This is a genomic window from Streptomyces sp. ITFR-16 (genome assembly GCF_031844705.1).
Classification (GTDB): domain Bacteria; phylum Actinomycetota; class Actinomycetes; order Streptomycetales; family Streptomycetaceae; genus Streptomyces.
In genome coordinates, this window is record NZ_CP134609.1 from 374,850 (window position 1) to 399,298 (window position 24,449).

Consider the following 24,449-nt stretch of genomic DNA (forward strand, 5'->3'; position numbering starts at 1 on the left):
GTCGTGGAGGTGGGGCGGGGACGGGCCCGTTCAGGCACGCGGCGCGGCGGTACGGCTGTCCGTGCGGCGGGCGGTCAGGTGGAGGCGGTCGGACGTCGTGGTCCCGGCCGGTACGTCGTGCTCGCGCCAGGGAGGTTCGGTACGCGGGCCGGGCCCGTCGTGGAGCGCGAGCACCTCGAACCCGGCCGTGGCGAGGGTCCGGCGCAGCTCTTCGGGGAGGAGCAGCCGCCAGGCCGAGCGCTGCTGGACCGGGGGTGCTCCGTCGTCGGTGGTCCAGGTGCGCGACCGGCGCAGGAGACGTGCGGCGGGGTCCACGGAGAGCCGGGTGACGGAGCGGTAGGTGCGGCCCCGGTGGGTGAAGGTGTGGACGGACGAGGTGGCGGACAGGTCCGCCCGGCCGAGGAAGTACGCACCGTTGCGCATCTCCGCGACGAGCAGCCCGCCGGGGGCGAGCGCCCGCCGGCAGGAGGCGAGGCAGCCGAGGAGTTCGGCGTCGGTCCGGCAGTACAGCAGGGCGCTGTCCAGGCAGACGACGGCGTCGAACTCCCCGGCGCCCAGGTCGAAGGCGCGCAGGTCGGCCCGCCGGTAGTCCGGGCCGGGGTGGTGCCGGGCCGCGTGGCGGAGCATGGCGTCGGAGAGGTCGGCGCCGGTCACCGTACGGCCTGCGGCATGGAGGTACGCGGCGTCGCGGCCGGTGCCGCAGCCGAGGTCCAGGACCCGGGCGCCGGCCCCGTACGACGTCAGGCAGGCATCCGTCCAGCGGCCGGCGAGCCGGTCCGGGTCGGGGAAGCGCGCCTCGTAGAGGGCCGGGTTGTCGGTGAGCAGGTTCGGGTCGGTCATCGCGGCCCCCTCAGGCCCGGGCCGGTACGGCGGGCTGCCCGGCCGGCAGTGCGCCGAGCCGGTGCAGCCGGGCGACTCCGGCGGCGGACAGCAGGCCCAGGAGCAGACAGCAGGCCCAGGGCAGCCAGCCGGCGCCCGTGCGTCCGCCGGTGTCCATCGCCCAGCCGACCGCCGCGTTGCCGAGCGCGGCGGCGATGCCGGAGACGACGTAGAACACCCCGAAGTAGGTGCCGGTGAGGCGGGCGCGGCCGAAGCCGGGGACCAGCTCCATCACGAACGGCTGGGCGATCATCAGGCCGGTCTGCAGCAGCAGGACCCCCACCAGCACGGGCAGTGCGCGCAGCACGGCGCCCAGCGCCCCGTCTCCGCCGCCCGGCGTCACCAGCATGGGCGGGACGAAGGCGGCGGCCATCAGGGCGAGGCCGCCGCTGATCCAGGTGGCCCGGCTGCCCCGGCGCTTCAGGGCCCGGGTGATGCGCAGCTGGAGCCCCAGACCGGCGAGGGTGGCGACGAGGAAGACCAGCCCTGCCGCGCCGTCCCATCCGGTGGCCCGGCGCGCCCCCTCGGGCAGCAGGAGATAGAGCTGGCTCTCCAGCGCGACCATGGCCACCATGGCGAGCGCGAACGCCATGAACGCGCGGTTGCCCACCACTTCGCGCCAGTCGGCGAGCACGCCGCCCGCCGCCGGGGCGACGCGGCGCGGCGGCAGCACCAGGGCCTGGGCGAGGGTCAGGACGGCGAAGAGTCCGGCCGCGGTGAGGGCCGCCGCCCGGAAGTCGACGAGGAGCAGCGCACTGCCGAGGAGCGGGCCGACGAGGGCGCCGGTCGTCGCGAAGACGTTGAACAGTGCGAAGGCCTCGGCCCTGCGCTCCCCCGCCTCCTGGGCCAGGTAGGCACGGACGGCGGGGTTGAACAGCGCACCGGCGAGTCCGCTCAGTACGGAGGCGGCGAGCAGCACCGCGGTCCCGTCGCCGAGCGCGAAGAGGGCGAAGCCCACGGTCCGCAGTCCGCAGCCGGTGATGATCACTCCTCGTGCGCCCAGCCGGTCGGAGGCGGAGCCGCCGATGAGGAACAGGCCCTGCTGGCTGAGGTTGCGCACACCGAGCACCAGACCGACGACCGCGGCGGACATGCCGAGGTCCCGGCTCAGGTGCACGGCCAGATAGGGGACGAGCAGATAGAAGCCGGTGTTGACACCGAACTGGTTGACCAGCAGCAGCCGTACGGCCGGGGTGAAACCGCGTATCTCGCGCCAGGTCCTCATGACCGCGCCCCGCTCTCCCGGACGCCCGCGCGGGCGCCGTCGAACGGGGGGCGGGGGTGGACCCCGAGCCCCGGGCGGCCGCTCACGCGCACGGTGCCGTCGGTTCCGCCGATCCCCGTCCACGGGTCGTGGGCGAGCAGGAGGTGGCCGTCCAGGTCGGTCCATCGGGCACGGTCCGCGAGGTGCACGGCGGGGGCGAGGCCGAGGGAACTGGCGGTGAGGCAGCCGAGCATGAGGTGGGTGCCGCTGCCCGCGATCAGTTCCGCGATGCGCAGGGCGGCGCGCGCTCCTCCGCACTTGGCGAGCTTGACGTTGATGCCGTGGACGCGGCCGGCGAGCCGTCGGGCGTCCTCGATGTCCACCGCGTCCTCGTCCGCGATGACCGGCAGAGGTGAACGCGCGGCGAGCCGGGCCAGCCCCTCGGGATCGCCGGGCGGGACGGGCTGTTCGACGGCCTCCACCCCCAGCTCCGCGAAGCGGCCCAGCAGCGCGGGGGCGGCGGACGCGCTCCAGCCGCCGTTCGGGTCGAGCAGCAGGCGTACGTGGGGGGCGGTGGCGCGTACGGCGCGCACGCGGGCCACGTCGTCCTCGGGGTCGGCCGACCCCGCCTTGAGCTTGATGACCGAGAACCCCTGGTCCGTCAGCCGGGCGGCGAGGGCGGCGGCGTGGCCGGGCGCGGTGATGCCGATGGTGCGGGCGGTCGCGGCGGCCGGAGCGGCGGCGGTGCCGAGGAGCCGGTGGACGGGGGTCGCGGCGCGCTTGCCGACGAGGTCGAGCAGCGCCGACTCCACGGCAGCCGCCACCAATGGGGGTGTGCCGGGCGCCCTTTCGGGGAGGGCGGCGAGGGCCGTCTCCGGATCGGGGTACCGGGCGAGTTCGCGGCCCCGGCGGTGCAGCCACTGTTCCAGGGCCTGGGTGTCGAGTCCGTAGTAGACGCTGGTGACGGCTTCGCCGTGGCCGTGGAGTCCCTGGTGTTCGAGGGACAGCCGGACGGCGTGCCGGGCCGTCGTGGTGGAGCGGGAGATCCGCAGGGGCTCGGCGAGCCGCAGCCGCACCGTGCGCAGGGTGCTCTTCATCGGCGCTCCTCCGGTTCGTACGGCAGACGGACGGCGGGCGTCCGGGGGCGGGTGAGCGGCGGGCGCGGCGCGTTGCGGCGTCCGGCGGGCGCGGCGCAGCGCGTCCAGCCGGTGGCCTCCGTCGCGCGCGGGTGGCGGATCTCGACGGGGCGGGTCGCCGTGGTCGTCCGGTCCAGACGGTGCAGGGCGTTGAACCCGTCGTCGTAGATGCTGCCGAGGTAGCGGTGGGGCCCGTCGGGGAAGACGGTGGCGACGACGGCGCCGGGGTGCGTCCGGGCGGCCCAGGCCGCGACGAGGGCGACGGCCCCGGTGCTCCAGCCGCCGCTGACGAAGTTGTCCCGGGCCAGCCTGCGGCAGCTGTCGGCGGCCTCGGCGGGCCCGACCCAGTGGATCTCGTCGAACTGCTCGTGGGCGACATTGCGCGGGTGGATGCTGCTGCCCAGTCCGCGCATCAGCCGGGCCCTGGCCGGCTGGCCGAAGATGGCCGAGCCGGTGGCGTCGACCCCGATGAGCCGCAGCGCGGGCCAGCGCCGGCGCAGCGGGGCGGCGACTCCCGCGCTGTGCCCGCCCGTGCCGACGCTGCACACCAGCACGTCCACCCGGTCGAGGCGGTCGGCGATCTCGGCGGCGAGCGAGGCGTACCCGGCGGTGTTGTCGGGGTTGTTGTACTGGTCGGGCCAGTAGGCGCCCGGCAGCGCGGTGAGCAGTTCGCGGAGTCTGGCCAGCCGGGCCGCCTGCCAGCCGCCCCGGTCGGCGGGCCGGTCGACGAGTTCGAGCCGGGCGCCGTGGGAGCACAGCAACTGGCGCATGGAGGGTCCGAGTTCGGTGTCACCGACGAGCACGACGGGGTGGCCGAGCGCCTGGCCCGCGAAGGCCAGTCCGATGCCGAGGGTGCCGGAGGTGGACTCCACCACGGGCGCGCCCGGCAGGAGTTCGCCGCGCTCCTCGGCTCCGAGCAGCATGGACACGGCGGCGCGCGCCTTCATCCCGCCGACGCCGAAGCCTTCGAGTTTGGCCCAGAATCCGGGGTGTGCGCAGGGCAGGTCGGCGGTGATGCGGGCCAGCGGGGTGCGCCCGACGAGGCCGAGCAGTTCCCGGTTGCCCGCCGGGCGCAGGAGCGCGGTCGTCACTGGGCGCCTCCGTAGCGGTGGAGGGTGCCGGGACCGCCGTCGAGCCAGAAGAAGGGATACGGCTCGGCGGACACGGCGGTGACTCCGGAGCCGATGAAGTGCGGGAGTACGGCGCTGCCGGTCTGGGCGAACATCACGAGCGGCTTGCCGTGCCGCAGGGCGTGCGTCCTGAGCTGTTCGAAGGTGCCGTTGCCGAGGGTCATCCCGGAGGCGAGGACCGCGTCGCAGCCGTCGAGTTCGGCCGCCGCGCCGGTCCGTACCGGCTCACCCCACTCCGTCGTACCGCCCTTGAGGTCGCACGGTAGGTAGGAGATGCCGCGCTCGCGCAGCGCCTCCAGGAGCGAGTTGACGACGCCGACGACGAGCACGGTGGAGCCGGGCGGTACGTCGAGCAGGCCGACGACGCCGCGCGCCCGGGCCCGGGACTTCTCCAGCGAGCCGCCCGCCGGCAGCGGCCAGGGCCGGGCCCCGGACGCCGGGCCGTGCGGCCGCACATGCATGAGGTAGGCGTCGAGCGCGGCGATCCGCACCGCCGGCCGTGGATGGGCGAGCAGGGTGGCGGCGTCGGCCCGCACACAGTCGTCGACCGCGCCGTCGGGCAGTTCGCCGGGCTCGACGGCGCAGGAGCCGACGGCCTCGGCCAGCCGCAGGCTCAGCACCTCGTTGCGGTATCCGCCCCGGCGGCCGGGGTGCCCCACGGACTGGTGGGTGGTGAAGGCCGTCGTGATGCGCAGGGTGCGGGGGTCGGGGCCGTATCCGCAGGCCAGTACCCGGGAGACGAGTTCCTCGTACGAGAGGGCGGCGGGCGCCTCGGTGGTGCCGGCGGTCACCTGGTCACCACCTGGGGGTGCAGCCGGGCGAGAAGCGCGTCGGCGCGGGCGCGGGCTCCCGGCCCTTCGGCGTCGCCGGTCATCACATGGCCCAGGTACTCGTTGTTGCTGCCGGCGGCGGTGACCGGGGTGCCGGGGGCCGCGAGGCTGAACTCCAGGACGTCCGGGGCCTCGCCCACCGCGTCGTCGCCGTCGATCCGGTCCAGCACTCCCCCGGTGCCGGGCACCAGGAAGCCGATGGCCGCGCTGCACAGCCCGGTGGCGCGCGGGCGGAGGTCCGGTTCCCGGCCCAGCGCCACGCTGACGCAGGCGGCGGCGAGGTCGATCCCGGTCACATGGCGGATCAGTTCGGTGATGCGGTTGCCGGCCGGGCGGGGGTTGACCTCGACCACGCGGGGGCCGTCCGGGGTGAGTTTGATCTCGGTGTGCGCCACGACGGCGTCGAGGCCGAGCGCCTCGACGGCCAGGACGGCGGTCTCGCGGGCCGTGCGGGCGTCGTCGTCGGTGAGCGCGGCGGGGAACATGTGACCCGTCTCCACGAAGGCGGGCGCGCCGCCGATGCTCTTGTCGGTCACCCCGACCACCTGAGTGCGTCCGGCGAACGTGACGGTCTCCACGCTGACTTCGGGGCCGTGCAGCAGCTCTTCGAGGAGCACCTCGGGGGCGCGCCGCTGGCCCCGCGCGTTGACGGGGAAGTCCGCGAGCGCGCGGTGGGCCTCGGCGAGCCCCTTCTCGTCGTCGACGCGCCGCACGAACATCCCGGCGCACAGGTCGACGGGCTTGAGCACCAGGGGCATCCCGATCCGCTGTGCCGCGTCCAGGGTCTGCGCCCAGTCCCCGCAGACGGCGAACCGGGGGCCCGGCACTCCCGCACGGGCCAGGACCTCGCGGGTGGCGTCCTTGCGGCAGGCGTTCTCCACCGCATCGGGGGCGGGGCCCGGAAGACCGAGCCGGGCCGCGATCCTCGCGGCGAGCGGGAGGTAGTAGTCGCAGGACGTGATCACCCCGTCGAACGCCAGGGCCCGGTGGGCCCGTTCGGCGAACGGCAGCAGCTCGGCCGCGTCGTTGGTGGGCGCCGTGAGCACATGGCGGGCCGAGAGGAGCGGGTGGCGGACTGCCTCGGGCGCGGCGCGCAGGTAGTGATGGAGGTCGCGGGTGAGGAAGGTGAACTCGTGTCCGCCCTCCCGGATCGCCCGTGGCAGAAGTCTGCTCATCGATCCGACCCAGCTCTCGACCATCAGCAGATGCGCCACGACTACCCCTCTTCACCGCACGGTTGCAGGACGCCGGGCGCACGGCGGCACCCGGTCGGGGGCCGTGCGCCTGACCCCGCACACGTTAACGACAATCGTTTTCATTGTCATCTAGCTAAACCCTGCACGCACACCGCCGCCGGCTTGCGGGCCACCGGCCCATGAGGTTGATTCGAAGGAGGTATGCGGCATTCCCCCTCCCCCGATCTGGGGTGAACCCCCGTGCTGTTCACCGACCGCACCGAAGCGGGACAACGGCTCGCCGAGGCCCTGGCGCCCCTGGCACAGAGCGATCCGGTCGTCCTGGGCCTGCCGCGCGGCGGGGTTCCGGTGGCCTTCGAGGTGGCCCGGGAGCTGGGCGCACCCCTGGACGTGATCGTGGTCCGCAAGCTCGGCGTCCCGCACCACCCGGAGCTGGGCTTCGGCGCGATCGGGGAGGGCGGCGTCCGGATCATCAGCGACGACATCGTGCGCCGAGGCGGCCTGTCGGAGGCCGACATCACCGAGGTCGAGCGCGCCGAGACAAGTGAACTGCTGCGCAGGGCGCAGGCGTTCCGGGGTGACCGGCCGCGCGTTCCGCTCGCCGGGCGCACGGTGATCGTGGTGGACGACGGCATCGCCACCGGCGCCACCGCGCTGGCCGCGTGCACCGTGGCGCGTGCGCAGGGCGCGGCGCACGTGGCGCTGGCCGCACCGGTCGCATCGCCGGACGCGGCGGCCCGGCTCCGGGGCGAGGTGGACGAGCTGGTCTGCCTGTCGACGCCGCCGGGGTTCTCCGCGGTGGGCCAGTGGTACCGGGACTTCGACCAGACGCCGGACGAGGACGTGGTGGCGCTGCTGGCGCGGGCCGCCGGCCGGCCGGCCCCCGCGACGGCGTCCGAGGTGGACGTCGAGGCGGGCGGCGTGGTGCTGCCCGGCGAACTGACGACGGCACCGGGCGGCGGGGCCGTCGTGATGTTCGCCCACGGCTCCGGCAGCAGCCGGCACAGCCCGCGCAACCGGTCGGTGGCGGCGGCCCTGAACCGGGCGGGCCTGGGCACCCTCCTGTTCGACCTGCTCACCCCCGCCGAGGAGGCCGAGCGCGCCAGCGTCTTCGACATCGAGACCCTGGCCGACCGCTTGATGGACGCGGCCGGCTGGCTGCGGCGGCACGCCCCCGGCCCCCTCGGCGTCTTCGGCGCGAGCACCGGAGCCGCCGCCGCGCTGCGGGCGGCGGCCGTCGCCGGTACGGGGATCGGCGCGGTCGTCTCGCGCGGCGGCCGGCCCGATCTCGCGGGGGACCTGCTCGGCGAGGTCCGGGCGCCGACCCTGCTGATCGTGGGCGGCCGAGACCCGCGCGTCCTGGAGCTCAACCGGCAGGCACAGGCGGAACTCCGCTGCGAGAACAGGCTCGACGTCATCCCGGAGGCGACCCACCTCTTCGAGGAGCCGGGGGCCCTGGACGAAGTCGCCGAGCTGGCCCGCGCATGGTTCACCGCCCATCTGACGGACCGGGCCGGCTGACGCGGCAGCGCCCCGTACGCGCTTTCGCCGATCACGAAGCAACCCTCGGCGCGCATACGTCGTCTTGATCCACAGCAAGGCGGTACCCCCGCACACGACGAAGCTCGCCCAGCCCCCCATGAGCGCACAGGTCGGAGCACCGGCGTACTATACGCTGCATGTATACACGCAGCGTATAGCTGTTCCGGAGCCCGCTGTCCGCGCGCGAAAGGCTCCCATGCACAGCAAAGCACTGGCGCCCGAGTACCAAGGCGCCCTCACCAAGATGTCCGTGAACGCCGCTCTCACGGACGTACTGGCCGAGGGCATCCGCCACTTGGAAGCGGCCGAACTCTCCGGGTCCCAGCAGGAGGTGGCCCGTACCGGGCTCGCCGTCGCCGAGGCACACCGCCGCCTCGGTCACGTACAGGACGCCGACCGGGCCTGGAAGGCCAGCTACCGGGCCGCCCGGTCGGCCGGGGACGCCGGCGCGATGGCCTGGGCGCTGTGGAGCGGCGGGACCCTCGCCCGTCAGCGCGGCGCGCTCCGCCTGGCCTTCCGCCTCCTGGGGCTGGCCGCGGACATGGGCAAGAAGGGCGGCGACGTCGTCGCACGCGGCTACTCGCTCGCCGGTCTCGCGGAGACCGGGCGCATCCAGGGCGACTACCGGACCGTCGCGGCGCTGCACGAGCAGCTGCTCGCCGAGGCCCGGGCACGCGGCGAGGCCCGGCACACCGTCTGGGCCCTGGAGGGCATCGCGCAGATCCACCGCAACACCGGCTCCTTCGACACCGCGCTGGCCATGTTCGAGGAGGCGGCGCAGCTGGCCGGGGACGCCGACGACCGGCGGGGCCGGGCCTGGGCGCTGCGCGGCATGGCCGACATCATCTCCGTCCGGGACCACGACCCCGAACGCGCGCTCGCCCTGCTCTCCGAGGCCGAACGCACCTGCCGGGAGATGAAGTTGTCCAGCGCGCTCGCCTACAACCACAAGATGCGCGCCAACGTGCTCTACCGCGCCGGACGGTACGAGGAGGCCCGGAGGGAGTACGAAGGGGCCCTGGAGGAGTTCCGCGCCATGACGGAGCCCCGGGGCGAGGCCCTGTCCCGGCTCGGCCTGGTGAAGTCGCTCGCCCGGCTCGGCCGGGACGCAGAGGAGACCGCCGCCGATCTGGACGCGCTGCGCGACACGCTCGACCGGATCGGGCTGCTCAACGCCCGTGACATGGTCGACAAGGCCTACGCGGAGCTGGGTGTGACGCCGGCCCGTGACGCCGTGTCCGCAGAGAGCGCGCGCCGATGACGCCCCCGGTGACCCAGCGGGCCACGGCGCCGCAGATACTCTCCCGCTGCCGCGACCTCGTCCGTCCCGCCCTGGCCCGGACCGTGCGGCAACTGCACCCGTGGCACGGGGAGATCACCGCGTTCTCGCTCGGCTGGGACGGCGTGGACGGCGGCGAGATCCCCGGCGCGCAGGGCAAGGGGGTCCGCCAGGCCCTGGCCGTGCTCGGCGCGCAGGCCGTCGGAGCGAAGCCGCAGAGCGCGGTCCTGGGCGCGGTCGCCGTGGAGCTGATCCACACCTTCTCCCTGCTCCACGACGACATCATGGACGGCGACGAGACGCGCAGACGGCGCGCCACCGCCTGGAAGGCGTACGGGACCGGGCCCGCCGTTCTCGCGGGCGACGCGCTGTTCGCGCAGGCCGTGCAGACCCTGGCCGACGCCCCCGGCCCGCAGTGTGTCCGGGCGGTCCGGCTGCTGGCCGGGACGCTCAACGACCTGGTGCGCGGCCAGGCCGACGACCTGCTCTTCGAGTCGCGGCCCTGGACCGGCCCCGAGGCCGTGCAGCCGCACGAGTACCGGCTGATGGCCGAACACAAGACGGGCTCCCTGCTCGGGTGCGCGGCCGGCCTGGGAGCGGTGCTCGGCGGCGCCGGACGCACGGAGGCCGACGCCCTCACCGCCGCCGGGCGCCATCTCGGCGTGGCCTTCCAGTGCGCGGACGACGTGCTGGGGATCTGGGGCGATCCGGCGGTCACGGGCAAGCCCGTCCACAGCGATCTGCGGCGCCGCAAGAAGACGTACCCCGTCCTGGCCGCGCTCGCCGCCGCCGGCCCGGCCGCCACGGAGCTGGGCGCCCTGCTGCGCGGCGGCGGGCCGCTCGACGACACCGCGGTCCGGCGGGCGGCCGAGCTGACCGAGGACGCCGGCGGGCGGGCGGCCGCCGCGGCCGAGGCGCACCGGCATCTGGAGAGCGCCCGCGCCTGCCTGGACAGCGTCCCGCTCGCGCCCGACGCCCTGGACGAGATCCTCACGCTCCTCCCGTACGTCGTCGAACGCACGGTGTGACGTGCGGGCCCGGCGCCTCCGGGAGGCGCCGGGCCGGGTTCAGCGGTGCATCGACGCGCCCTTGAGGATCTTGTCCACCGCGTTGCGGGGGCCGTGCACGGCCAGCCCGACGAGGTCCAGGGCATCCCGGTGCACCGCGCGCACGGCGGCCCGGTTGTCCCGGTCGTTGCCCGTCGCGAAGAGATCGGACGTGAACACCGACAGGTGCACGCCCCGGGAGACCGCACGGCTGTGGGCGGTCGTCAGCATCTCCTTCGTTCCCTCGAAGACCATCACCGGCTGGCGGAACATCGGCAGGTAGGGGGTGTCGTCGGCGTCGGTGTACGGCTCGCCGACGACCTCGGGCACGGCGGTTGCGAGACCGCTGACCAGGAAGGCCGTGACGTTCAGCCGCTGCCAGGTCTCCAGGTCCTCCCGGAGCAGTACGGCGATCTTGGTGTCGAAGCGGACGGGGGCGTTATCGGCTGTCATGCCCCCAGGCTGCCGGGGCGGCCACCGCGCGGTCTTGTACGAACTTTGCACGCCGCGGCCCGACGCGGGCGCGCGCACCGCCCGGCGTACGATCGGGTCATGGCTGCCCGTCCGGACATCACCGCGTGGTGTCCGCCCGTGGAGGGCATCGAAGAGGTCTTCCACGCGCACTTCACCGACCACGCCTACCCGATGCACACGCACGACACGTGGACGCTGCTCCTGGTGGACGAGGGCATGGTGCGCTACGACCTGGACCATCACGAGCACGGCGTGCTCACCCACACGGTGACGCTCCTGCCGCCGCACGTCCCGCACAACGGGGAGGCCGCCGGCGCCGAGGGCTTTCGCAAGCGGGTCCTGTACCTCAACGTCGGCCAGGTCGACGAGGAGCTGGTCGGCATGGCCGTCGACCGGCCCGTGGTGCACGATCCGGCGCTGCGCGGGCGCATCGACCGCCTGCACCGCACCCTCGCCGGCCCCGGCGACGAGCTGGAGGCCGCGAGCCGCCTCGCGCTCGTCTCGGAGCGGCTCGAACAGCATCTGCGCAACCGCGCCGAACCCGCCCGGTACGTCCACGACCGCCGGGTCGCCCACCGGCTGCGGGACCTGCTGGACGAGCGGTTCGTCGAGGGGATCACGCTCCAGGAGGCGGCCGCGCGGCTGCACGCCCATCACGCGCATCTGGTACGGGCCTTCAGCCGTGAGTTCGGCATGGCGCCGCACCAGTACCTCACGGGCCGCCGGATCGATCTCGCCCGCCGGCTGCTGCTGGGCGGCATGCCGCCGTCGGCGGTGGCAGCCTCGGCGGGCTTCTACGACCAGTCCCATCTGACCCGCCACTTCAAGCGGATCGTGGGCACGGGCCCGGCGCACTACGCCCGCACACGCTAGGGCCTAGCGGCGCTCCAGCACACCCCGGACGAAGGCGGCCTGCCCGGCGTGCTGGAGGTCGTCGGACAGCACGCTGACCAGCCGTACGCCCAGGGTGACGGGCGGCGACCAGGCCTCGTCCACGACGCGGTCGAGCGCCTTGCCGTCGAGGTCCCGGATGAAGGCGAGCGAGCGCTCGTGCACGGCGTCGTGGTAGCCGAGCAGCAGCTCCGCCGAGCCGACCCGGACGGCCTCGACCTGCTTGCTGCTGTGCCCGTAGCCGGTCGCGCCCTCGGCGAGCGGCAGATCGAACCGGGACTCCCAGTCCTGGGCGAACCAGATCTGCTCGGTCCCGGCCGCGTCCGCGATGTGGTCGTCCTGGACCCGGGTCAGATGCCACACCAGCCAGGCGATCGTGTTCGCGCCGTCGTCGAGGCGGGTGTGGAGGTCGTCGGGTTCCAGACCCTCGACGGCCGCGTGCACGGTCTCCTGGATGCGGGCGTACCCGTCCGTCAAAATGTCAGCGACGTTCATGGATTCACCATGGCCGCTCCCCCGCGCACGCCCCGTCATCGACACGCCTCACGGCGGCGGGCGCCGGTGGGAGGCGTTGCCCACCGGCGCCCGCCGGACGGTCAGCTGTAGACGCCGAACTCCCAGAGCGAGTAGCCCCAGGCCGTGCCCCGCTGGGTGAGGCTGAGCTTCACATAGCGGGCGGTCTGCGCGATGTCGAGGTCGTCGGCGTCACCGTTGCCGCTGGTGGTGGAGTACACCGAGCGCCAGGAGCTGCCGTCGTCCGAGACCAGCACCTCGTAGGACTTGGCATACGCCGGGTCCCACACCAGCTGGAGGTGGCGGAAGGACTTGCGCTCCCCCAGGTCGACCTGGATCGACTGCGGGTCGCTCCAGTCGCTGGCCCACCGGGTGTCCATCCTGCCGTCGGTCGCCATCGCGGCGGTGCAGGGGCAGCCGCTGCTGCCGGCCTGCGCGGAGGTGGCGGTGGTGGGCCGGCCGAGGGCCAGGTTGGTGCCGCCGACCGGGGGCACCACGACCTTGACCGACTTGGTCTCGATGCCGGCGTTGCCGTGGCCGTCCTCGGCCTGGATGTAGACCTTCCACACCCCGAGCCGCTCCGGCGCCGTCACCGCGAAGGTGCCGTTGCCGGTGGACCGCCAGGTGGCCTCGACCAGGCCCTTGTCACCGGTGGCGTAGTTGCCGCTGAGATAGATCTTGTACGTGAGGGCGTCGTTGTCCGGGTCCCGGATGTCCGCGCCGACGGTGAACTCCTTGCCGGCAGGAGCCCCGCCCGCGTTCTGGACCGTCATGTTGCTGATGACGGGCGGGGTGTTGTCGCCGGCGGTGGAGCCCTTGTACGCCTTCTTCAGGGCGTAGTACGAGAGCCGCTTCTTGCCGTCCGGCACCAGGTTGAACCAGACGCCGCCGAAGTCGTGCTCCGTGCCGTAGTGGAAGAGGGTGGCGCCCAGCGCGACGCCCTGGTGGGCGGTGATGCAGTTCCAGGCCTTGGTGTACCCCTCGGCCTTCTGCACGTCGGTGGGCTCGTCCGGGACGCCGTTGGCGTCGTCCGGCACCTCCCACTCACCGGCCGGTCCGCCCTCGGTGATGATGTAGGGCTTGTTGTAGCCGCCGGACTCCCAGGCGCCGCGCACCCCGCAGATGTCGCCGTAGGAGTTGACCGAGTACAGGTCGAGGTCGGGGGCGTTTCGCTTGTAGTACGGCCAGGCGCCCGTCCAGGCGTCGGTCGAGGTCACCGGGTGGTCCGGGTCGATGGTGTGGATCTTCTTCGCCACGTCGTTGACGAAGGTGGTGTAGGCGTTGCGCTGCCGCTCCAGCTCGTCGCCGCTGTAGCAGTTCTGCAGCCCGAGGACCGACTCGTTGCCGACGTTCCACATGAGCACGCCGGGGTGGCTCTTGTATGTGTCGACCCACTTGGCGAACTCGGTGAGCGAGGACGACTTGTACGCGTCGTCCGTCAGGTAGTTGACGCATCCGCCGCTGCCCGGCCCGCCGCCCGGCTGGAGCCAGAAGCCGCTGACCACCCGGATCCCGTTGGCCGCCGCCTCGTCGAGGAGCGGCTTGGAGGAGCCGTCGGTCCCCCAGGTGCGGATGGTGTTGACGCCCATGGACTTCAGGTCGGGCAGATAGCGGGCCGCGTCGGCGACGGACGGCCCCCAGGTCAGGCCCTTGACCTGGTACGGCTTGCCGTCCACGGTCAGCTGCCAGTTGCCCTGCGACCCGGTGACGCGGACCGCTCCGCCGGTGGCCGGGGGTGTGCCGCCGGTGGTGCCGTAGACCTGGAACTCCCAGAGGGAGTAGCCGTATCCGCCGGCGCGGGCGGTGCCGTACATCCTGACGTACCGTCCGGAGCCGGAGACGGCCAGGTCGTCCGTGCCGCCGTCGCCGTTGGTCACAGTCTTCAGGGTGCGCCAGTCGGAGCCGTTGTCCGAGGCCTGGATCTCGTACGCCTTGCCGTAGGCGGACTCCCAGGTCAGCACGACCCTGCTGAGGTCCGCGGTGGCGCCCAGGTCCACCTGGAGCCACTGCGGGTCGCTCCATTGACTGGCCCAGCGGGTGCCGGTCAGGTCTCCGTCGACGGCGGCGGACGCCGCGTAGCCGGCTCCCTCGTGCGAGGAGTCGGTGGCGGTCCTCCCCTGCGACAGCAGGGATTCCGCCGCCCGGGCGGACGTCGCCGTGAGCATCACGAGCGACGACGCGAGAAGGGCGAGAAGCGTGATCAGCAGCGTGCCCGTTCGCGGTCTCGCGGGCATGGCTGCGCAAGCTCTGTGCACATTCTCTCCTGAGAGAAGAGTGCGGGATCGGTGTCCCGTAACCGAATGGGAGAGCGCTCTCCCAGGAGAGTGACGTGTACTTGTTCAGCTGTCAACGAGAGTGACGCGTTCGGTTGCGCGGGTTCTTCGCACGGCCCCGGGACGGGGCGCCCCTACGGCACGGAGCGGCCGGTCGGCTCCGCCTTCTCCAGCGGCCGGCCCTCGCCGCCGCCGGTGCCGATACCGGCGGCCCGGGCCGCGGCGTGCAGCGAATGCAGCGCCATCAGCAGAAAGCCGATGTCGTCCAGATAGATGGGGTCGGGCAGCAGGTCGACCGGCGAGACGGTGTAGAGCACCGCCGCCCAGACCAGGGCCTTGTTGTGGAGCGGGATACCCGCGTCGACCAGCAGCTTCCTGGCCCGGAAGACCCGCACCACGAGGACGCAGGCGACACCCGCGGTGAGCAGCACGAGCACCGCGATGACGATGATCCAGGTCGTGGTGTCCATGCTCTATCTTCTACCCCCCGGCGGCCGGATCACCGCGGAACGCCGCCCCGGCGGATGTGACACCGCCCGCATCCTCAGCCGGACCGGTGCTGGGCCTGCCGGCGGCTGCGGCGCTTCAGCGCCCGGCGCTCGGCCTCGCCCAGTCCGCCCCACACCCCGGTGTCCTGCCCGTTCTCCAGCGCCCATCGCAGACACTCCTCCTGTACGGGGCAGCCCCGGCACACCGCCTTGGCGTCCTCGGTCTGCACCAGCGCCGGGCCGGTGCTGCCGATGGGGAAGAAGAGGTCGGGGTCCTCGTCGCGGCAGGCCGCGTGCATGCGCCAGTTCTCCATGAAGTCCCACTCCTTGCGGTCGTATCGGTGTACAGGTCTCAGTACGCTGCGGGTGACCGCCATCCGGCCGCCGAAACCCCCTGCGGCACCCTCTTCGCGTTCCTCGAAGCTGCGGGGGCGGTGGCTCCGGGGCGACCATGGGAGACAGCGGACCTGCGTCCGGCACGGTGACGGCATGGGAAGGATCGTCCGTGGGCGGCACTGATGAGATGCGGACCGGCTGGGGTGAGGCACCCCGCGAGGGTGTGCGCCGCTCTCCCCAGGGAGGTCTGCTGGACGTCCTCGGCGTCGCGGCCATGGTGCTCGACACCGACGGACGCATCGTGCTGTGGAGCCCCCAGGCGGAAGAGCTCCTCGGCTACACCGCCGAGGAGGCGCTCGGCCGCTTCGCCGCCCGGCTGCTGGTCGACGAGCAGCACTTCGACCTGGTGCTGAGGCTGTTCACCGAGGTCATGAGCAGCGGTGAGGCGTGGGCGGGCGTCTTTCCTGTGCAGCACAAGGACGGCACCTCCCGGCTGCTGGAGTTCCGCAACATGCGGCTCCAGGACGACCGCGGCGACTTCTACGCGCTGGGGCTGGCCGCCGACGGGTCGATCCTGCGCCGGGTGGAGCGTGATCTCGCGCTGTCCGTGCGCCTGGTCGACCAGTCCCCGATCGGCCTGGCGGTCCTCGGCCACGACCTTCGCTATCTGGCGGCCAACACCGCGCTGGAGCGGATGGACGGGCTGAGCGCCCCCGAGCACCTGGGCCGACGGGTCGGTGAGGTGCTGCCCTTCCTGGACGCCGAGACGGTCGAGGCGGCGATGCGCGAGGTCCTGGAGAGCGGGGTCCCGCAGGTGTCGCACGAGCTGGTGGGCCCTACCCGGGCCGATCCCGGCACCGACCGCGCCTGGTCGGTTTCGCTGTACCGGCTGGACGACTCCGGCGGCCGGGTGCTGGGCCTGGCCGTCTCGCTGATCGATGTGACCGACCGCTACCGGGCGGCCGCCGAGGCGGAACGCGCCCGCCATCATCTGGCGCTGGTCGCCGATGCCTCGGTGCGCATCGGCACCACGCTGGACCTCGAGCAGACGGCCCTGGAGCTGGCGGAGGTCACGGTGCCTGAGCTCGCCGACGTCGCGGCGGTCGACGTGCTGGACAGTGTGCTCAAGGGGCGCCCGGGGCTGACCGAGGGCCCTCTCCTCATCCAGGCCCTTGCGGTCGTCGCCGCGCGGCCGACCCCCGTCGTGGAGGCGGCCGACCCGCCGGGCCATGCCGCCCAGTACGGCGCCGACCGCCTGGTGACCCGCTGTGTGCGCACCGGCCTGCCGGTCCGGGAGCCGTATCTCGACGCGGAGAAGCTCTCGTACATCGCCCGCGACGCCCGCTCGGCGGCGCTGCTCGCGGAGGCGGGGGCCCACTCCTATCTGGCGGTGCCGCTGATCGCCCGGGGCGAGGTGCTGGGCGCGGTCGACCTCATCCGGACGGACAACCCGCTGCCGTTCACCGAGGACGACGAGACGCTCGCATCCGAGCTGGCCGCCCGCGCGGCGGTCAGCATCGACAACGCGCGGCTGTACCGCCAGCAGCGCGAGACGGCGCTCACCCTCCAGCGCAGCATGCTGCCGCGCAACCACCACGAGCCGGTGGGCCTGGATGTGGCGTCCCGCTACCGGCCGGCGGCCTCGCGGTACGAGGTCGGCGGCGACTGGTTCGACGTCATCGGGATGCGGGGCGGGCAGACCGCCCTGGTGGTGGGCGATGTGATGGGCAGCGGGATCAACGCGGCCACCACGATGGGGCGGCTGCGCACCGCCACCCAGACGCTGTCACGGCTCGGTCTGCGCCCGGCCGAGGTGCTCGGGCACCTGGACGAGATCACCGCCGACCTGGACCCGTGGTTCGCCACCTGTGTCTATGCCGTGTACGACCCCGGGACCGCCCTGTGCCGGGTGAGCACCGCGGGGCATCTGCCCCCGTGCTGATCCCCGCCGGCGGTACGCCGCGCCTGCTCGACCTGCCGACGGGGGCTCCGCTCGGCGTGGGCGGGGTGCCGTTCAGCGATGCCACGGTGCCGCTCGGCCCCGGTGACCGGCTGGTCCTGTACACGGACGGGCTGGTGGAGACCCGGGACAACGACATCGACACCCGGCTGGACACGCTGCTCACCCTGCTCCACGCCTCGGACGCGTCCCTGGAGGAGACCTGTGACCGGCTGCTGCGCGAGCTGCGGGACCCGCAGGACCACGACGACGTGGCGCTGCTGATCGCCCGGGTTCCCGAGGGGTGACGGCGGGCGGCGCGGTCAGCAGGTGCGGCGGCGGTGCCGGCGGCAGCGGCCCGCGACCACGCCGCACCGGCCCGTCCCGGACGCGAGGAAGCCGAGGCCGATCCCGAACATCCAGACGTCCTTGGCCAGCGGGACACCGTTCTGGCTGGGGCGCAGGCTGCCGGGTTCCCGCATCCCCGGCACACGCAGATACAGGCCGAGGAGCCCGCCGGAGAACCCGGTGAGGGCGAGGCCGGCGAGCCGGGTGGGCACGAAGGGGGCCAGCAGGGTGGCGCCGACCGTGATCTCCGACCAGGCGAGCAGCTTGGTGAACCGGTCGGGCTCGATCTTCTTGAGGAAGGGGTACGCCGTGCAGGCCATGCCGTGCAGTGTCTCGGCGGTCGCCTCGTCCGCCTTGAGCTTGCCGAGGCCGGAGTTGAGGATGAACGCGCCGGTGGCGAGGCGCGGAGGAATGTCGCGCGGTTCGGGCAGCGGCATCATGGGCAGAGCCTCCATGGATCGGATCGTCGGCCCCTGATCGAGCATAGCCAGTGGAGGTCCGGGCCGCGCGCAGAGAACGGCCCCCGTGCCCCCCGACCGTGTCGGCCATACTGGCGGCGGCGGGAATCACGAGGGGGCACAGTGGTCCACGAACAAACGGAGTACGACGTCGTGGTGGTCGGCGGCAGCGGGGTGGACACCATCGTCCGCGTCGACTCCCTGCCCGTCCCGCTCGCCGACGCGGTGATGGTCGGACCGATCGAGGAGTGGCCCGGTCAGACCGGGGGCAATGTGGCCCTGGGGGCCCGCACCCTGGGGCTGGATGTCGCGCTGCTCGACTGCATCGGCGACGACCCGACCAGCACGCTGGTGCGCGAGCGGCTGGCCGGGGGCGCGGTGGAGTTCCATGCGGTCGTCTCGGCGGCGGGCACCCGCCGCGCGGTGAACCTGGTGGACGCGACGGGCCGCCGGATGTCGTTCTACGACGCCCGGGACCCGGAGGACCTGCGGATGCCGCGTGACTTCTATCTGCCCCTTCTGCGCCGCGCCCGGCACATCCATCTGTCCATCACGCACTTCACGCGTTTTCTCTATGACGACATCGAGGCCCTCGGGATCCCGGTCTCGACGGATCTGCACGACTGGGACGGACTGAGCGAGCACCAGCGGGAGTTCGCGCTCCGCTCCGACCTCGTGTTCTTCAGCGCGGCGACGACGGGCGAGCGGGCGCCCGCCCTGATGCGGGAGATCCTGCGCGAGGGCCGCGCCGGGGCCGTGATCGCCACGGCGGGCGCCGGGGCGCCTACCTCCTGACCCGCGACGGGGGCCCCGACCCACTGCATGTCCCGGCGACCGTGCCGCCCGCGCCGGTGGTGGACAGCAACGGAGCGGGCGACGCGTTCGTGACCGGCTTCCTGTACGGCAGGCTGGCGGGCAGGGATCCGCTGGAGTGCGCCCGGCTGGGGGCCGTCGCGGGCGCGTACGCCTGTACGGGCCCGGGTTCCACCGCACTGATCGGCCGCGAGGCCCTGCTCGCGGCGGACGGTTCGTAGGCACGCGGGCCCGGCCGTCCCGCCGGTCAGAGCGGGACGGTCAACTGCGCCTGTACGTGCGCGCGCAGCACCCCCGCCATGTCGGTCGCGCAGCCGCTGAGGAGCCACTGCGTCTGGAGGCCGTCCATCAGCGCGATCAGTTGCTGGGCGGCCTCGTCGGGGGTGATCCCCTCGCGCAGCACGCCCTCGTCCCGGGCCTCCGCGTAGGAGACGGCGGTGGTCAGGACGGAGGTCCGGTAGCGCTCCACGAAGTAGGAGTGGGCCGGGTGGTCGCCCGATGTCGCCTCGGCGGACAGGACGCAGAACAGCTCGACGATCCCCCGGCGCCGGGCGTTCAGCTCGGCCAGTTCGACGAGCCGGCGCAGCCGGTCGAGGCCGGTGGGGCGGCCGGCTTCGAGCCACTGCCCGTCCACCTCGTCGCGGTGTTCGAGCACCGCGAGCAGCAGTGACTCCTTGGTCGGGAAGTGGTGCAGCAGCCCGGGGTGCGAGAGGCCGCAGCGGGTGGCGATGACCCGCAACGAGGCTCCCCGGTAGCCGACTTCGCCGAACAGGGCCATGGCCTGGTCGAGGATCTGTACGCGTTTGGCCCGGCCCTTCGCGTAGCCGCGCCGCTCCTCGCCGATCATGCGCCACTCTCCCCGGTCGTCTCGGTCGGGCCCGCTGGGTACGCTCGCATCCTCACATACTTACCACCCGGTCGGGATTGAGCGTACGCTGGCCCGGACGGCCGCGACGCGCCGGAGGTGACGCCCCGTCCCGTCACCCTCCAGGTATCCGCCCGATGAGAACGTCACCGACGTTGTGAAAGGAACTCCTGTGGGCTCCTCCCTGCCCTATCTCGACCCCGCGCTGTCCGTCCCGGAGCGCGTCGCCGACCTGATCGGCCGGATGACGCTGCCCGAGAAGGTCGGCCAGATGCTCCAGCTGAGCGCCAAGGACGGCGTACGGCACCACATCGAGGACATGCATGCGGGCTCGATCCTGCATGCCTCCCCCGACCGCGTGCTGGAGGCGGCCGAGCTCACCGGACGGACCCGGCTGCGGATCCCGCTGCTGGTCGCGGAGGACTGCATCCATGGCCACTCGTTCTGGGAGGGGGCCACGATCTACCCCACCCAGCTGGGTATGGCCGCGAGCTGGGACCCCGAGCTGGTGGAGCGCGTCGCGCGGGCGACGGCGGTCGAGGTCGCCGCGACCGGTGTCCACTGGACGTTCTCCCCGGTCCTGTGCATCGCCCGGGACCTGCGCTGGGGCCGGGTGAGCGAGACGTTCGGCGAGGACCCCTTCCTCATCGGCGAGCTCGCCTCGGCGATGGTGCGCGGATACCAGGGCGACGGACTCGACGACCCGACGGCGGTCCTGGCCTGCGCCAAGCACTTCGCCGGCTACTCCGAGACCCAGGGCGGCCGGGACGCGAGCGAGGCAGACATCTCCCGCCGCAAGCTGCGCTCCTGGTTCCTCCCGCCGTTCGAGCGGGTCGCCAGGGAGGGCTGCCGTACGTTCATGCTGGGCTACCAGTCGATGGACGGCGTCCCGGTCACGGTCAACAACTGGCTGCTGAACGAGGTGCTGCGCGGCGAGTGGGGCTACACCGGCACGCTGGTGACCGACTGGGACAACGTCGGCCGCATGGTGTGGGAGCAGCAGGTGTACGCGGACTACGCGCAGGCGGCGGCCGCCGCGGTCCGTGCGGGCAACGACATGGTGATGACGACGCCGAACTTCTTCGACGGCGCCCAGGAGGCCGTCGCGGCGGGCACGCTGGACGAGGCGGACATCGACGCGGCGGTCGCGCGCATCCTGACGCTCAAGTTCGAGCTGGGCCTGTTCGAGAACCCGCGCCACCCCGACAGCGCCCGGCAGGCGGAGGTCATCGGCAGTGCGGACCACGCGGCGCTGAACCTCGAAGTGGCCCGCCGCTCGCTGGTGCTGCTGACCAATGACGGCGCCCTGCCGCTGGCCGGCGGCTTCGAGGCCGGTGCGGACGGCCGGGCGGTCGCCGGCGAGGACTCCGGGCCGCGCACGGTCGCCGTCATCGGGCCCAACGCCGACGACCCGGACACCCAGCTCGGGGACTGGGCGGGGGCGTCGGGCCAGGCGGACTGGCTGCCGGACGGCCACCCGCGCGCCATGATCCGTACCGTGCTCGACGGGTTCCGGGAACATGTCCCCGAGGGCTGGAGCGTCACGCACGCACGCGGCGCCGACATCCTCACCGTGGGACCGGACCCCGAGGGCGCCTTCTTCCCCGACGGGCAGCCGAGGCCCGAGATCGTCGTCCCGGCCGAGCCCTCCGAGGCGCTGATCGCCGAGGCCGTCGCCGCTGCGGAGGCCGCCGACCACGTCGTCGCGGTCGTGGGTGACCGCATCGAGCTGGTCGGCGAGGGCCGGTCGACCGCGACCCTGGAGCTGATCGGCGGCCAGATCGCGCTGCTGGACGCCCTCGCCGCGACGGGCAAGCCGTTCGTGGTGGTGGTCATCAGCTCCAAGCCGCTGGTGCTGCCGCCCTCGGCGCACCGCGCCTCGGCAATCGTGTACGCCTTCAACCCGGGCATGCTCGGCGGCCGGGCCATCGCCGAACTGGCCCTCGGACTCGTCGAGCCGTCCGGGCGGCTGCCCCTCTCCTTCGCCCGGCACGCGGGGCAGCAGCCGACGTACTACAACCAGCTGCGCGGCCAGCACGGTACGCGGTACGCGGATCTGACGCAGAGCCCGGCGTTCGTGTTCGGCGAGGGCCTCAGCTACACCACGGTCGAGTACAGCGGTCTGGAGGTGCTGACCGACGTCCTCGGCGCGGGCGACACCCTGCGGGCGCGCGTCGTCGTCCGCAACACCGGTGACCGGCCCGCCCTGGAGACGGTCCAGGTGTACGTCAGCGACACGGTCACCTCGGTGACCTGGGCGGAGAAGGAGCTGAAGACGTACCGTCAGCTCCCGCTCGCTCCCGGCGAGTCGCGCGAGGTCGCCATCGAGCTGCCGGTCGCCGCGTGCAGCCTGGTGGACGCCGAGGGCCGCCGGATCGTCGAACCGGGCGCGTTCGAGCTGCTCGTCGGCCCCTCGTCGCGCGACGATGCGCTGCTCCGGGCGGGCTTCACCGTCAAGAGCTGAGACGCGCGGGTCCGGCCGGGCCGGTGCCGGTAGCCCAACCCGGGCCCCGGCACCGGCCCGGCGGCATGTCGCGGGGCCGCCCGGCGGGCCGCGGCCTACTGTCACCCGCACGGAACCTGGGAGCGGGTGACGCCCTGGAATCGGTACCGCGCGGGCCGCGCCGACGGCCGCCGCCCCTCGATGACGACGTCACTCATGACGAAGCACGGGGAGTGGCATGCCGGACGTACAGGAGCGCCGACGGCCGGGGGTGGCGGCGTTCATCTGCGGCCGGCGCACCAAGTGGCTGGTGGTGGCGCTGTGGCTGATCGTCTTCGTGGTCGCGGCCCCGCTCGCCGGGAAGCTGACCGGCGCCCAGGACAACGACGCCACGTCCTGGCTGCCCAGCAGCGCGGAGTCCACCCAGGTCCTGCAGAGCTCGAAGGACTTCAGGCCCGAGGTCATCACGGCCATCGTCGTGTACGCCCGGGACAGCGGGCTGACCGGCGCGGACCGGGCCCGGATCGCCGAGGACACCCGGCAGTTGCGCACCCTGCACGCGCACGGCGTACGGGGCCCGCAGACCCGGGGGCCCGTCTTCGACCGGCAGCCCGCGCCCCGGGCCGCGCAGGTCTTCGTGCCCGTCACCATGGGCGAGGAGGGCTGGGAGCGGATCGGTCCGGCCGTCGACTCCATCAGGGACATCGTGGGCAGGGGCGGCGGCGGTCTCGCCGTGCACGTCACCGGCCCCGGCGGGGTCACGGCCGACTCGGCGGAGGCCTTCTCGGGCATCGACTCGACGCTGCTGTTCGCCGCGCTGGCCGTGGTGATCGTGATGCTGCTGATCACCTACCGCAGCCCCACCCTGCTCCTGCTGCCCGTCATCGCCGTGGTGGCCGCGCTCTTCAGCGCCCAGGCGGTGATCTATCTGCTGGCGGCGCACGCGGGTCTGACGGTCAACGGGCAGAGCGCGGGCATCCTGACGGTCCTCGTCTTCGGCGCGGGCACCGACTACGCCCTGCTGCTGGTGGCCCGCTACCGCGAGGAACTGCGCCGCCACGAGGACCGGCACGACGCGATGGCCCGTGCCCTGCACCGGGCCGGGCCCGCCGTGCTGGCGAGCAGCGGCACGGTGGTGCTCGGCATGCTGGTGCTGCTGGTCGCGGAGATGAACTCGACCCGGGGCCTCGGGCCGGTGGCCGCCATCGGTGTGGCCGTCGCACTGCTGGCCATGCTCACGCTGCTGCCCGCCCTGCTGGTGATCTCCGGCCGGTGGGTCCTTCTGGCCGGTCGTCCCGCACTTCGGCTCCGAGGAGCCGACCGAGCACGGGATCTGGGCCCGGACGGGGCAGCGGCTGTCCCACCGGCCGCGCATGGTCTGGGTGCTGACCGCCGTGGTGCTGGCCGCGCTGTCGCTCGGGCTGACGCAGCTGCGGGCCTCCGGGCTCAGCAACGCCGACTCCTTCACCGGGAAGCCGGACTCCATCACCGGTCAGGAGGTCCAGGACCGGTACTTCCCGGCGGGCAGCGGCGATCCGCTGGTGATTGTCGCGGTGGCCGGCCACGGTCCGGCGGTCCGCGCGGCGGTGGCGTCGACCGAGGGCGTGGTGCCCGGGTCCGTCGGCGTGCCGCCCGGCGCCCGGCCGGTGGCGGACGGCCACCTCATCCTCGAGGCGACGATGACCGATCCGGCGGACAGCGACCGGGCCAAGGACACGGTGGAGCGGGTCCGCGACGCGGTGCACGCGGTGCCGGGCGCCGATGCCCAGGTGGGCGGGAGCACGGCGGCGCTGCTGGACATGGACGCGGCGACCCGGCACGACAACCTGCTGATCATTCCGCTGGTCCTGCTGGTGGTCCTGATCATCCTGGCGCTGCTGCTGCGGGCGCTGGTGGCGCCGCTGGTACTGATCGCGACGGTGGTGCTGTCCTTCGCGGCGGCCCTCGGCATCAGCGCGCTGGCCTTCCGCCATGTCTTCGACTACGCGGGCGAGTCCACCGACTTCCCGCTGTTCGTCTTCGTGTTCCTGGTGGCGCTCGGCATCGACTACAACATCTTCCTGTCGACGCGCATCCGGGAGGAGGCCGTCCACCAGGGCACCAGGGCGGGCGTGGTGGCGGGTCTCGCCGCCACCGGCGCGGTGATCACCTCGGCGGGGCTGGTCCTCGCCGGTACGTTCGCGGCGCTGGGCACCCTGCCGGTCGTGGTGTTCGCCGAGATCGGCTTCGCGGTCGCGCTGGGCGTGCTGCTGGACACCTTCGTCGTACGGTCGGTGCTGGTCACCTCCCTGTTCCTGGACATCGGTCCCCGGGTCTGGTGGCCCAGCCGGCCGGCCCGCGAGGACGGCACCCCGCCGAAGCCGTAG

General features: G+C 73.4%; 18 protein-coding genes and 3 pseudogenes. 8 read left to right on the top strand and 13 right to left on the bottom strand.

Going from position 1 to position 24,449, the window contains the following annotated elements:
* Positions 1-30 precede the first annotated feature (30 nt).
* The 6 genes from RLT58_RS01745 to RLT58_RS01770 are packed head-to-tail and all read right to left on the bottom strand — an operon-like array spanning position 31 to position 6,393.
* Positions 31-840 (bottom strand): class I SAM-dependent methyltransferase, encoded by an 810-nt coding sequence (locus RLT58_RS01745; protein ID WP_311308564.1) that lies wholly within the window; start codon positions 838-840, stop codon positions 31-33.
* 10 nt (positions 841-850) lie between these two features.
* Complete coding sequence (locus tag RLT58_RS01750) at positions 851-2,104, bottom strand: MFS transporter (RefSeq protein ID WP_311308565.1); 1,254 nt, start codon at positions 2,102-2,104, stop codon at positions 851-853.
* Complete coding sequence (locus RLT58_RS01755; protein WP_311308566.1) at positions 2,101-3,180, bottom strand: dipeptide epimerase; 1,080 nt, start codon at positions 3,178-3,180, stop codon at positions 2,101-2,103. Before RLT58_RS01755 ends, RLT58_RS01750 begins: the two co-directional genes overlap by 4 nt.
* On the bottom strand, positions 3,177-4,310 hold the full coding sequence (locus tag RLT58_RS01760) for a PLP-dependent cysteine synthase family protein (RefSeq protein ID WP_311308567.1): 1,134 nt from the start codon (positions 4,308-4,310) through the stop codon (positions 3,177-3,179). The genes RLT58_RS01755 and RLT58_RS01760 overlap by 4 nt, the downstream gene beginning before the upstream one ends.
* Positions 4,307-5,140: a Rossmann-like domain-containing protein gene (locus RLT58_RS01765; protein WP_311308568.1), complete on the bottom strand. Its 834-nt coding sequence runs from the start codon at positions 5,138-5,140 to the stop codon at positions 4,307-4,309. Before RLT58_RS01765 ends, RLT58_RS01760 begins: the two co-directional genes overlap by 4 nt.
* Positions 5,137-6,393: an ATP-grasp domain-containing protein gene (locus tag RLT58_RS01770; protein ID WP_311308569.1), complete on the bottom strand. Its 1,257-nt coding sequence runs from the start codon at positions 6,391-6,393 to the stop codon at positions 5,137-5,139. The genes RLT58_RS01765 and RLT58_RS01770 overlap by 4 nt, the downstream gene beginning before the upstream one ends.
* Before the next feature lie 222 nt (positions 6,394-6,615).
* Here RLT58_RS01770 and RLT58_RS01775 point away from each other — a divergent pair, with 222 nt between their 5' ends.
* The 3 genes from RLT58_RS01775 (at position 6,616) to RLT58_RS01785 (ending at position 10,224) form a co-directional block, all read left to right on the top strand.
* Complete coding sequence (locus tag RLT58_RS01775) at positions 6,616-7,896, top strand: phosphoribosyltransferase family protein (protein WP_311308570.1); 1,281 nt, start codon at positions 6,616-6,618, stop codon at positions 7,894-7,896.
* Between the two features lie 217 nt (positions 7,897-8,113).
* Positions 8,114-9,178, top strand: a complete 1,065-nt coding sequence (locus RLT58_RS01780; RefSeq protein ID WP_311308571.1) for a tetratricopeptide repeat protein — start codon at positions 8,114-8,116, stop codon at positions 9,176-9,178.
* A complete protein-coding gene (locus tag RLT58_RS01785; protein WP_311308572.1) occupies positions 9,175-10,224 on the top strand; it encodes a polyprenyl synthetase family protein in 1,050 nt (349 codons plus the stop codon). The genes RLT58_RS01780 and RLT58_RS01785 overlap by 4 nt, the downstream gene beginning before the upstream one ends.
* 39 nt (positions 10,225-10,263) lie before the next feature.
* On the opposite strand, the gene RLT58_RS01790 is transcribed toward RLT58_RS01785, so the two are convergent.
* Positions 10,264-10,695: a PTH2-like family protein gene (locus tag RLT58_RS01790; RefSeq protein ID WP_311308573.1), complete on the bottom strand. Its 432-nt coding sequence runs from the start codon at positions 10,693-10,695 to the stop codon at positions 10,264-10,266.
* 99 nt (positions 10,696-10,794) lie between these two features.
* On the opposite strand from RLT58_RS01790, the gene RLT58_RS01795 reads away from it, so the two are divergent.
* Entirely contained in the window at positions 10,795-11,589 is a 795-nt protein-coding gene (locus tag RLT58_RS01795; RefSeq protein WP_311308574.1) for an AraC family transcriptional regulator, read from the top strand.
* A gap of 3 nt (positions 11,590-11,592) precedes the next feature.
* Here the strand turns inward: RLT58_RS01795 and RLT58_RS01800 are convergent, their stop codons facing one another.
* The 4 genes from RLT58_RS01800 to RLT58_RS01815 all read right to left on the bottom strand — a co-directional run bounded on the left by RLT58_RS01800 (position 11,593) and on the right by RLT58_RS01815 (position 15,195).
* Positions 11,593-12,102, bottom strand: coding sequence for a mycothiol transferase (locus tag RLT58_RS01800; protein ID WP_311308575.1), 510 nt, complete (start codon positions 12,100-12,102; stop codon positions 11,593-11,595).
* Between the two features lie 101 nt (positions 12,103-12,203).
* On the bottom strand, positions 12,204-14,354 hold the full coding sequence (locus RLT58_RS01805) for a discoidin domain-containing protein (protein ID WP_311308576.1): 2,151 nt from the start codon (positions 14,352-14,354) through the stop codon (positions 12,204-12,206).
* Between the two features lie 173 nt (positions 14,355-14,527).
* A complete protein-coding gene (locus tag RLT58_RS01810) occupies positions 14,528-14,863 on the bottom strand; it encodes a YkvA family protein (RefSeq protein WP_311308577.1) in 336 nt (111 codons plus the stop codon).
* A 74-nt stretch (positions 14,864-14,937) separates the two neighbouring features.
* Positions 14,938-15,195, bottom strand: coding sequence for a WhiB family transcriptional regulator (locus RLT58_RS01815; RefSeq protein WP_311308578.1), 258 nt, complete (start codon positions 15,193-15,195; stop codon positions 14,938-14,940).
* A gap of 296 nt (positions 15,196-15,491) precedes the next feature.
* On the opposite strand from RLT58_RS01815, the pseudogene RLT58_RS01820 reads away from it, so the two are divergent.
* A pseudogene (locus RLT58_RS01820) lies at positions 15,492-17,464 on the top strand (SpoIIE family protein phosphatase).
* A 15-nt stretch (positions 17,465-17,479) separates the two neighbouring features.
* Here RLT58_RS01820 and RLT58_RS01825 read toward each other — a convergent pair.
* Positions 17,480-17,944 carry a hypothetical protein gene (locus tag RLT58_RS01825; RefSeq protein ID WP_311314391.1) on the bottom strand — a complete coding sequence of 155 codons (465 nt, stop codon included), beginning with the start codon at positions 17,942-17,944 and terminating at the stop codon, positions 17,480-17,482.
* 171 nt (positions 17,945-18,115) lie between these two features.
* Between RLT58_RS01825 and RLT58_RS01830 the strand changes: the two are divergent.
* Positions 18,116-18,996 (top strand): annotated as a pseudogene (locus RLT58_RS01830) (carbohydrate kinase family protein).
* Positions 18,997-19,022: 26 nt separating this feature from the next.
* On the opposite strand, the gene RLT58_RS01835 reads toward RLT58_RS01830, so the two are convergent.
* Positions 19,023-19,622 (bottom strand): TetR/AcrR family transcriptional regulator, encoded by a 600-nt coding sequence (locus RLT58_RS01835; RefSeq protein ID WP_311308579.1) that lies wholly within the window; start codon positions 19,620-19,622, stop codon positions 19,023-19,025.
* 190 nt (positions 19,623-19,812) lie between these two features.
* Between RLT58_RS01835 and RLT58_RS01840 the strand changes: the two genes are divergently transcribed.
* Both RLT58_RS01840 and RLT58_RS01845 read left to right on the top strand, forming a co-directional pair.
* Positions 19,813-22,104 (top strand): exo-beta-d-1,3/1,6-glucosidase, encoded by a 2,292-nt coding sequence (locus RLT58_RS01840; RefSeq protein WP_311308580.1) that lies wholly within the window; start codon positions 19,813-19,815, stop codon positions 22,102-22,104.
* 217 nt (positions 22,105-22,321) lie between these two features.
* Positions 22,322-24,449: pseudogene (locus tag RLT58_RS01845) on the top strand (MMPL family transporter).

Coding starts and splice junctions, on each gene's coding strand:
- RLT58_RS01785 (WP_311308572.1), top strand. CDS start 9,175: ATGACGCCCCCGGTGACCCAGCGGGCCACGGCGCCGCAGATACTCTCC.
- RLT58_RS01795 (WP_311308574.1), top strand. CDS start 10,795: ATGGCTGCCCGTCCGGACATCACCGCGTGGTGTCCGCCCGTGGAGGGC.
- RLT58_RS01745 (WP_311308564.1), bottom strand. CDS start 840: ATGACCGACCCGAACCTGCTCACCGACAACCCGGCCCTCTACGAGGCG.
- RLT58_RS01835 (WP_311308579.1), bottom strand. CDS start 19,622: ATGATCGGCGAGGAGCGGCGCGGCTACGCGAAGGGCCGGGCCAAACGC.
- RLT58_RS01815 (WP_311308578.1), bottom strand. CDS start 15,195: ATGGAGAACTGGCGCATGCACGCGGCCTGCCGCGACGAGGACCCCGAC.
- RLT58_RS01825 (WP_311314391.1), bottom strand. CDS start 17,944: ATGATGCCGCTGCCCGAACCGCGCGACATTCCTCCGCGCCTCGCCACC.
- RLT58_RS01810 (WP_311308577.1), bottom strand. CDS start 14,863: ATGGACACCACGACCTGGATCATCGTCATCGCGGTGCTCGTGCTGCTC.
- RLT58_RS01750 (WP_311308565.1), bottom strand. CDS start 2,104: ATGAGGACCTGGCGCGAGATACGCGGTTTCACCCCGGCCGTACGGCTG.
- RLT58_RS01755 (WP_311308566.1), bottom strand. CDS start 3,180: ATGAAGAGCACCCTGCGCACGGTGCGGCTGCGGCTCGCCGAGCCCCTG.
- RLT58_RS01800 (WP_311308575.1), bottom strand. CDS start 12,102: ATGAACGTCGCTGACATTTTGACGGACGGGTACGCCCGCATCCAGGAG.
- RLT58_RS01805 (WP_311308576.1), bottom strand. CDS start 14,354: ATGCCCGCGAGACCGCGAACGGGCACGCTGCTGATCACGCTTCTCGCC.
- RLT58_RS01780 (WP_311308571.1), top strand. CDS start 8,114: ATGCACAGCAAAGCACTGGCGCCCGAGTACCAAGGCGCCCTCACCAAG.
- RLT58_RS01790 (WP_311308573.1), bottom strand. CDS start 10,695: ATGACAGCCGATAACGCCCCCGTCCGCTTCGACACCAAGATCGCCGTA.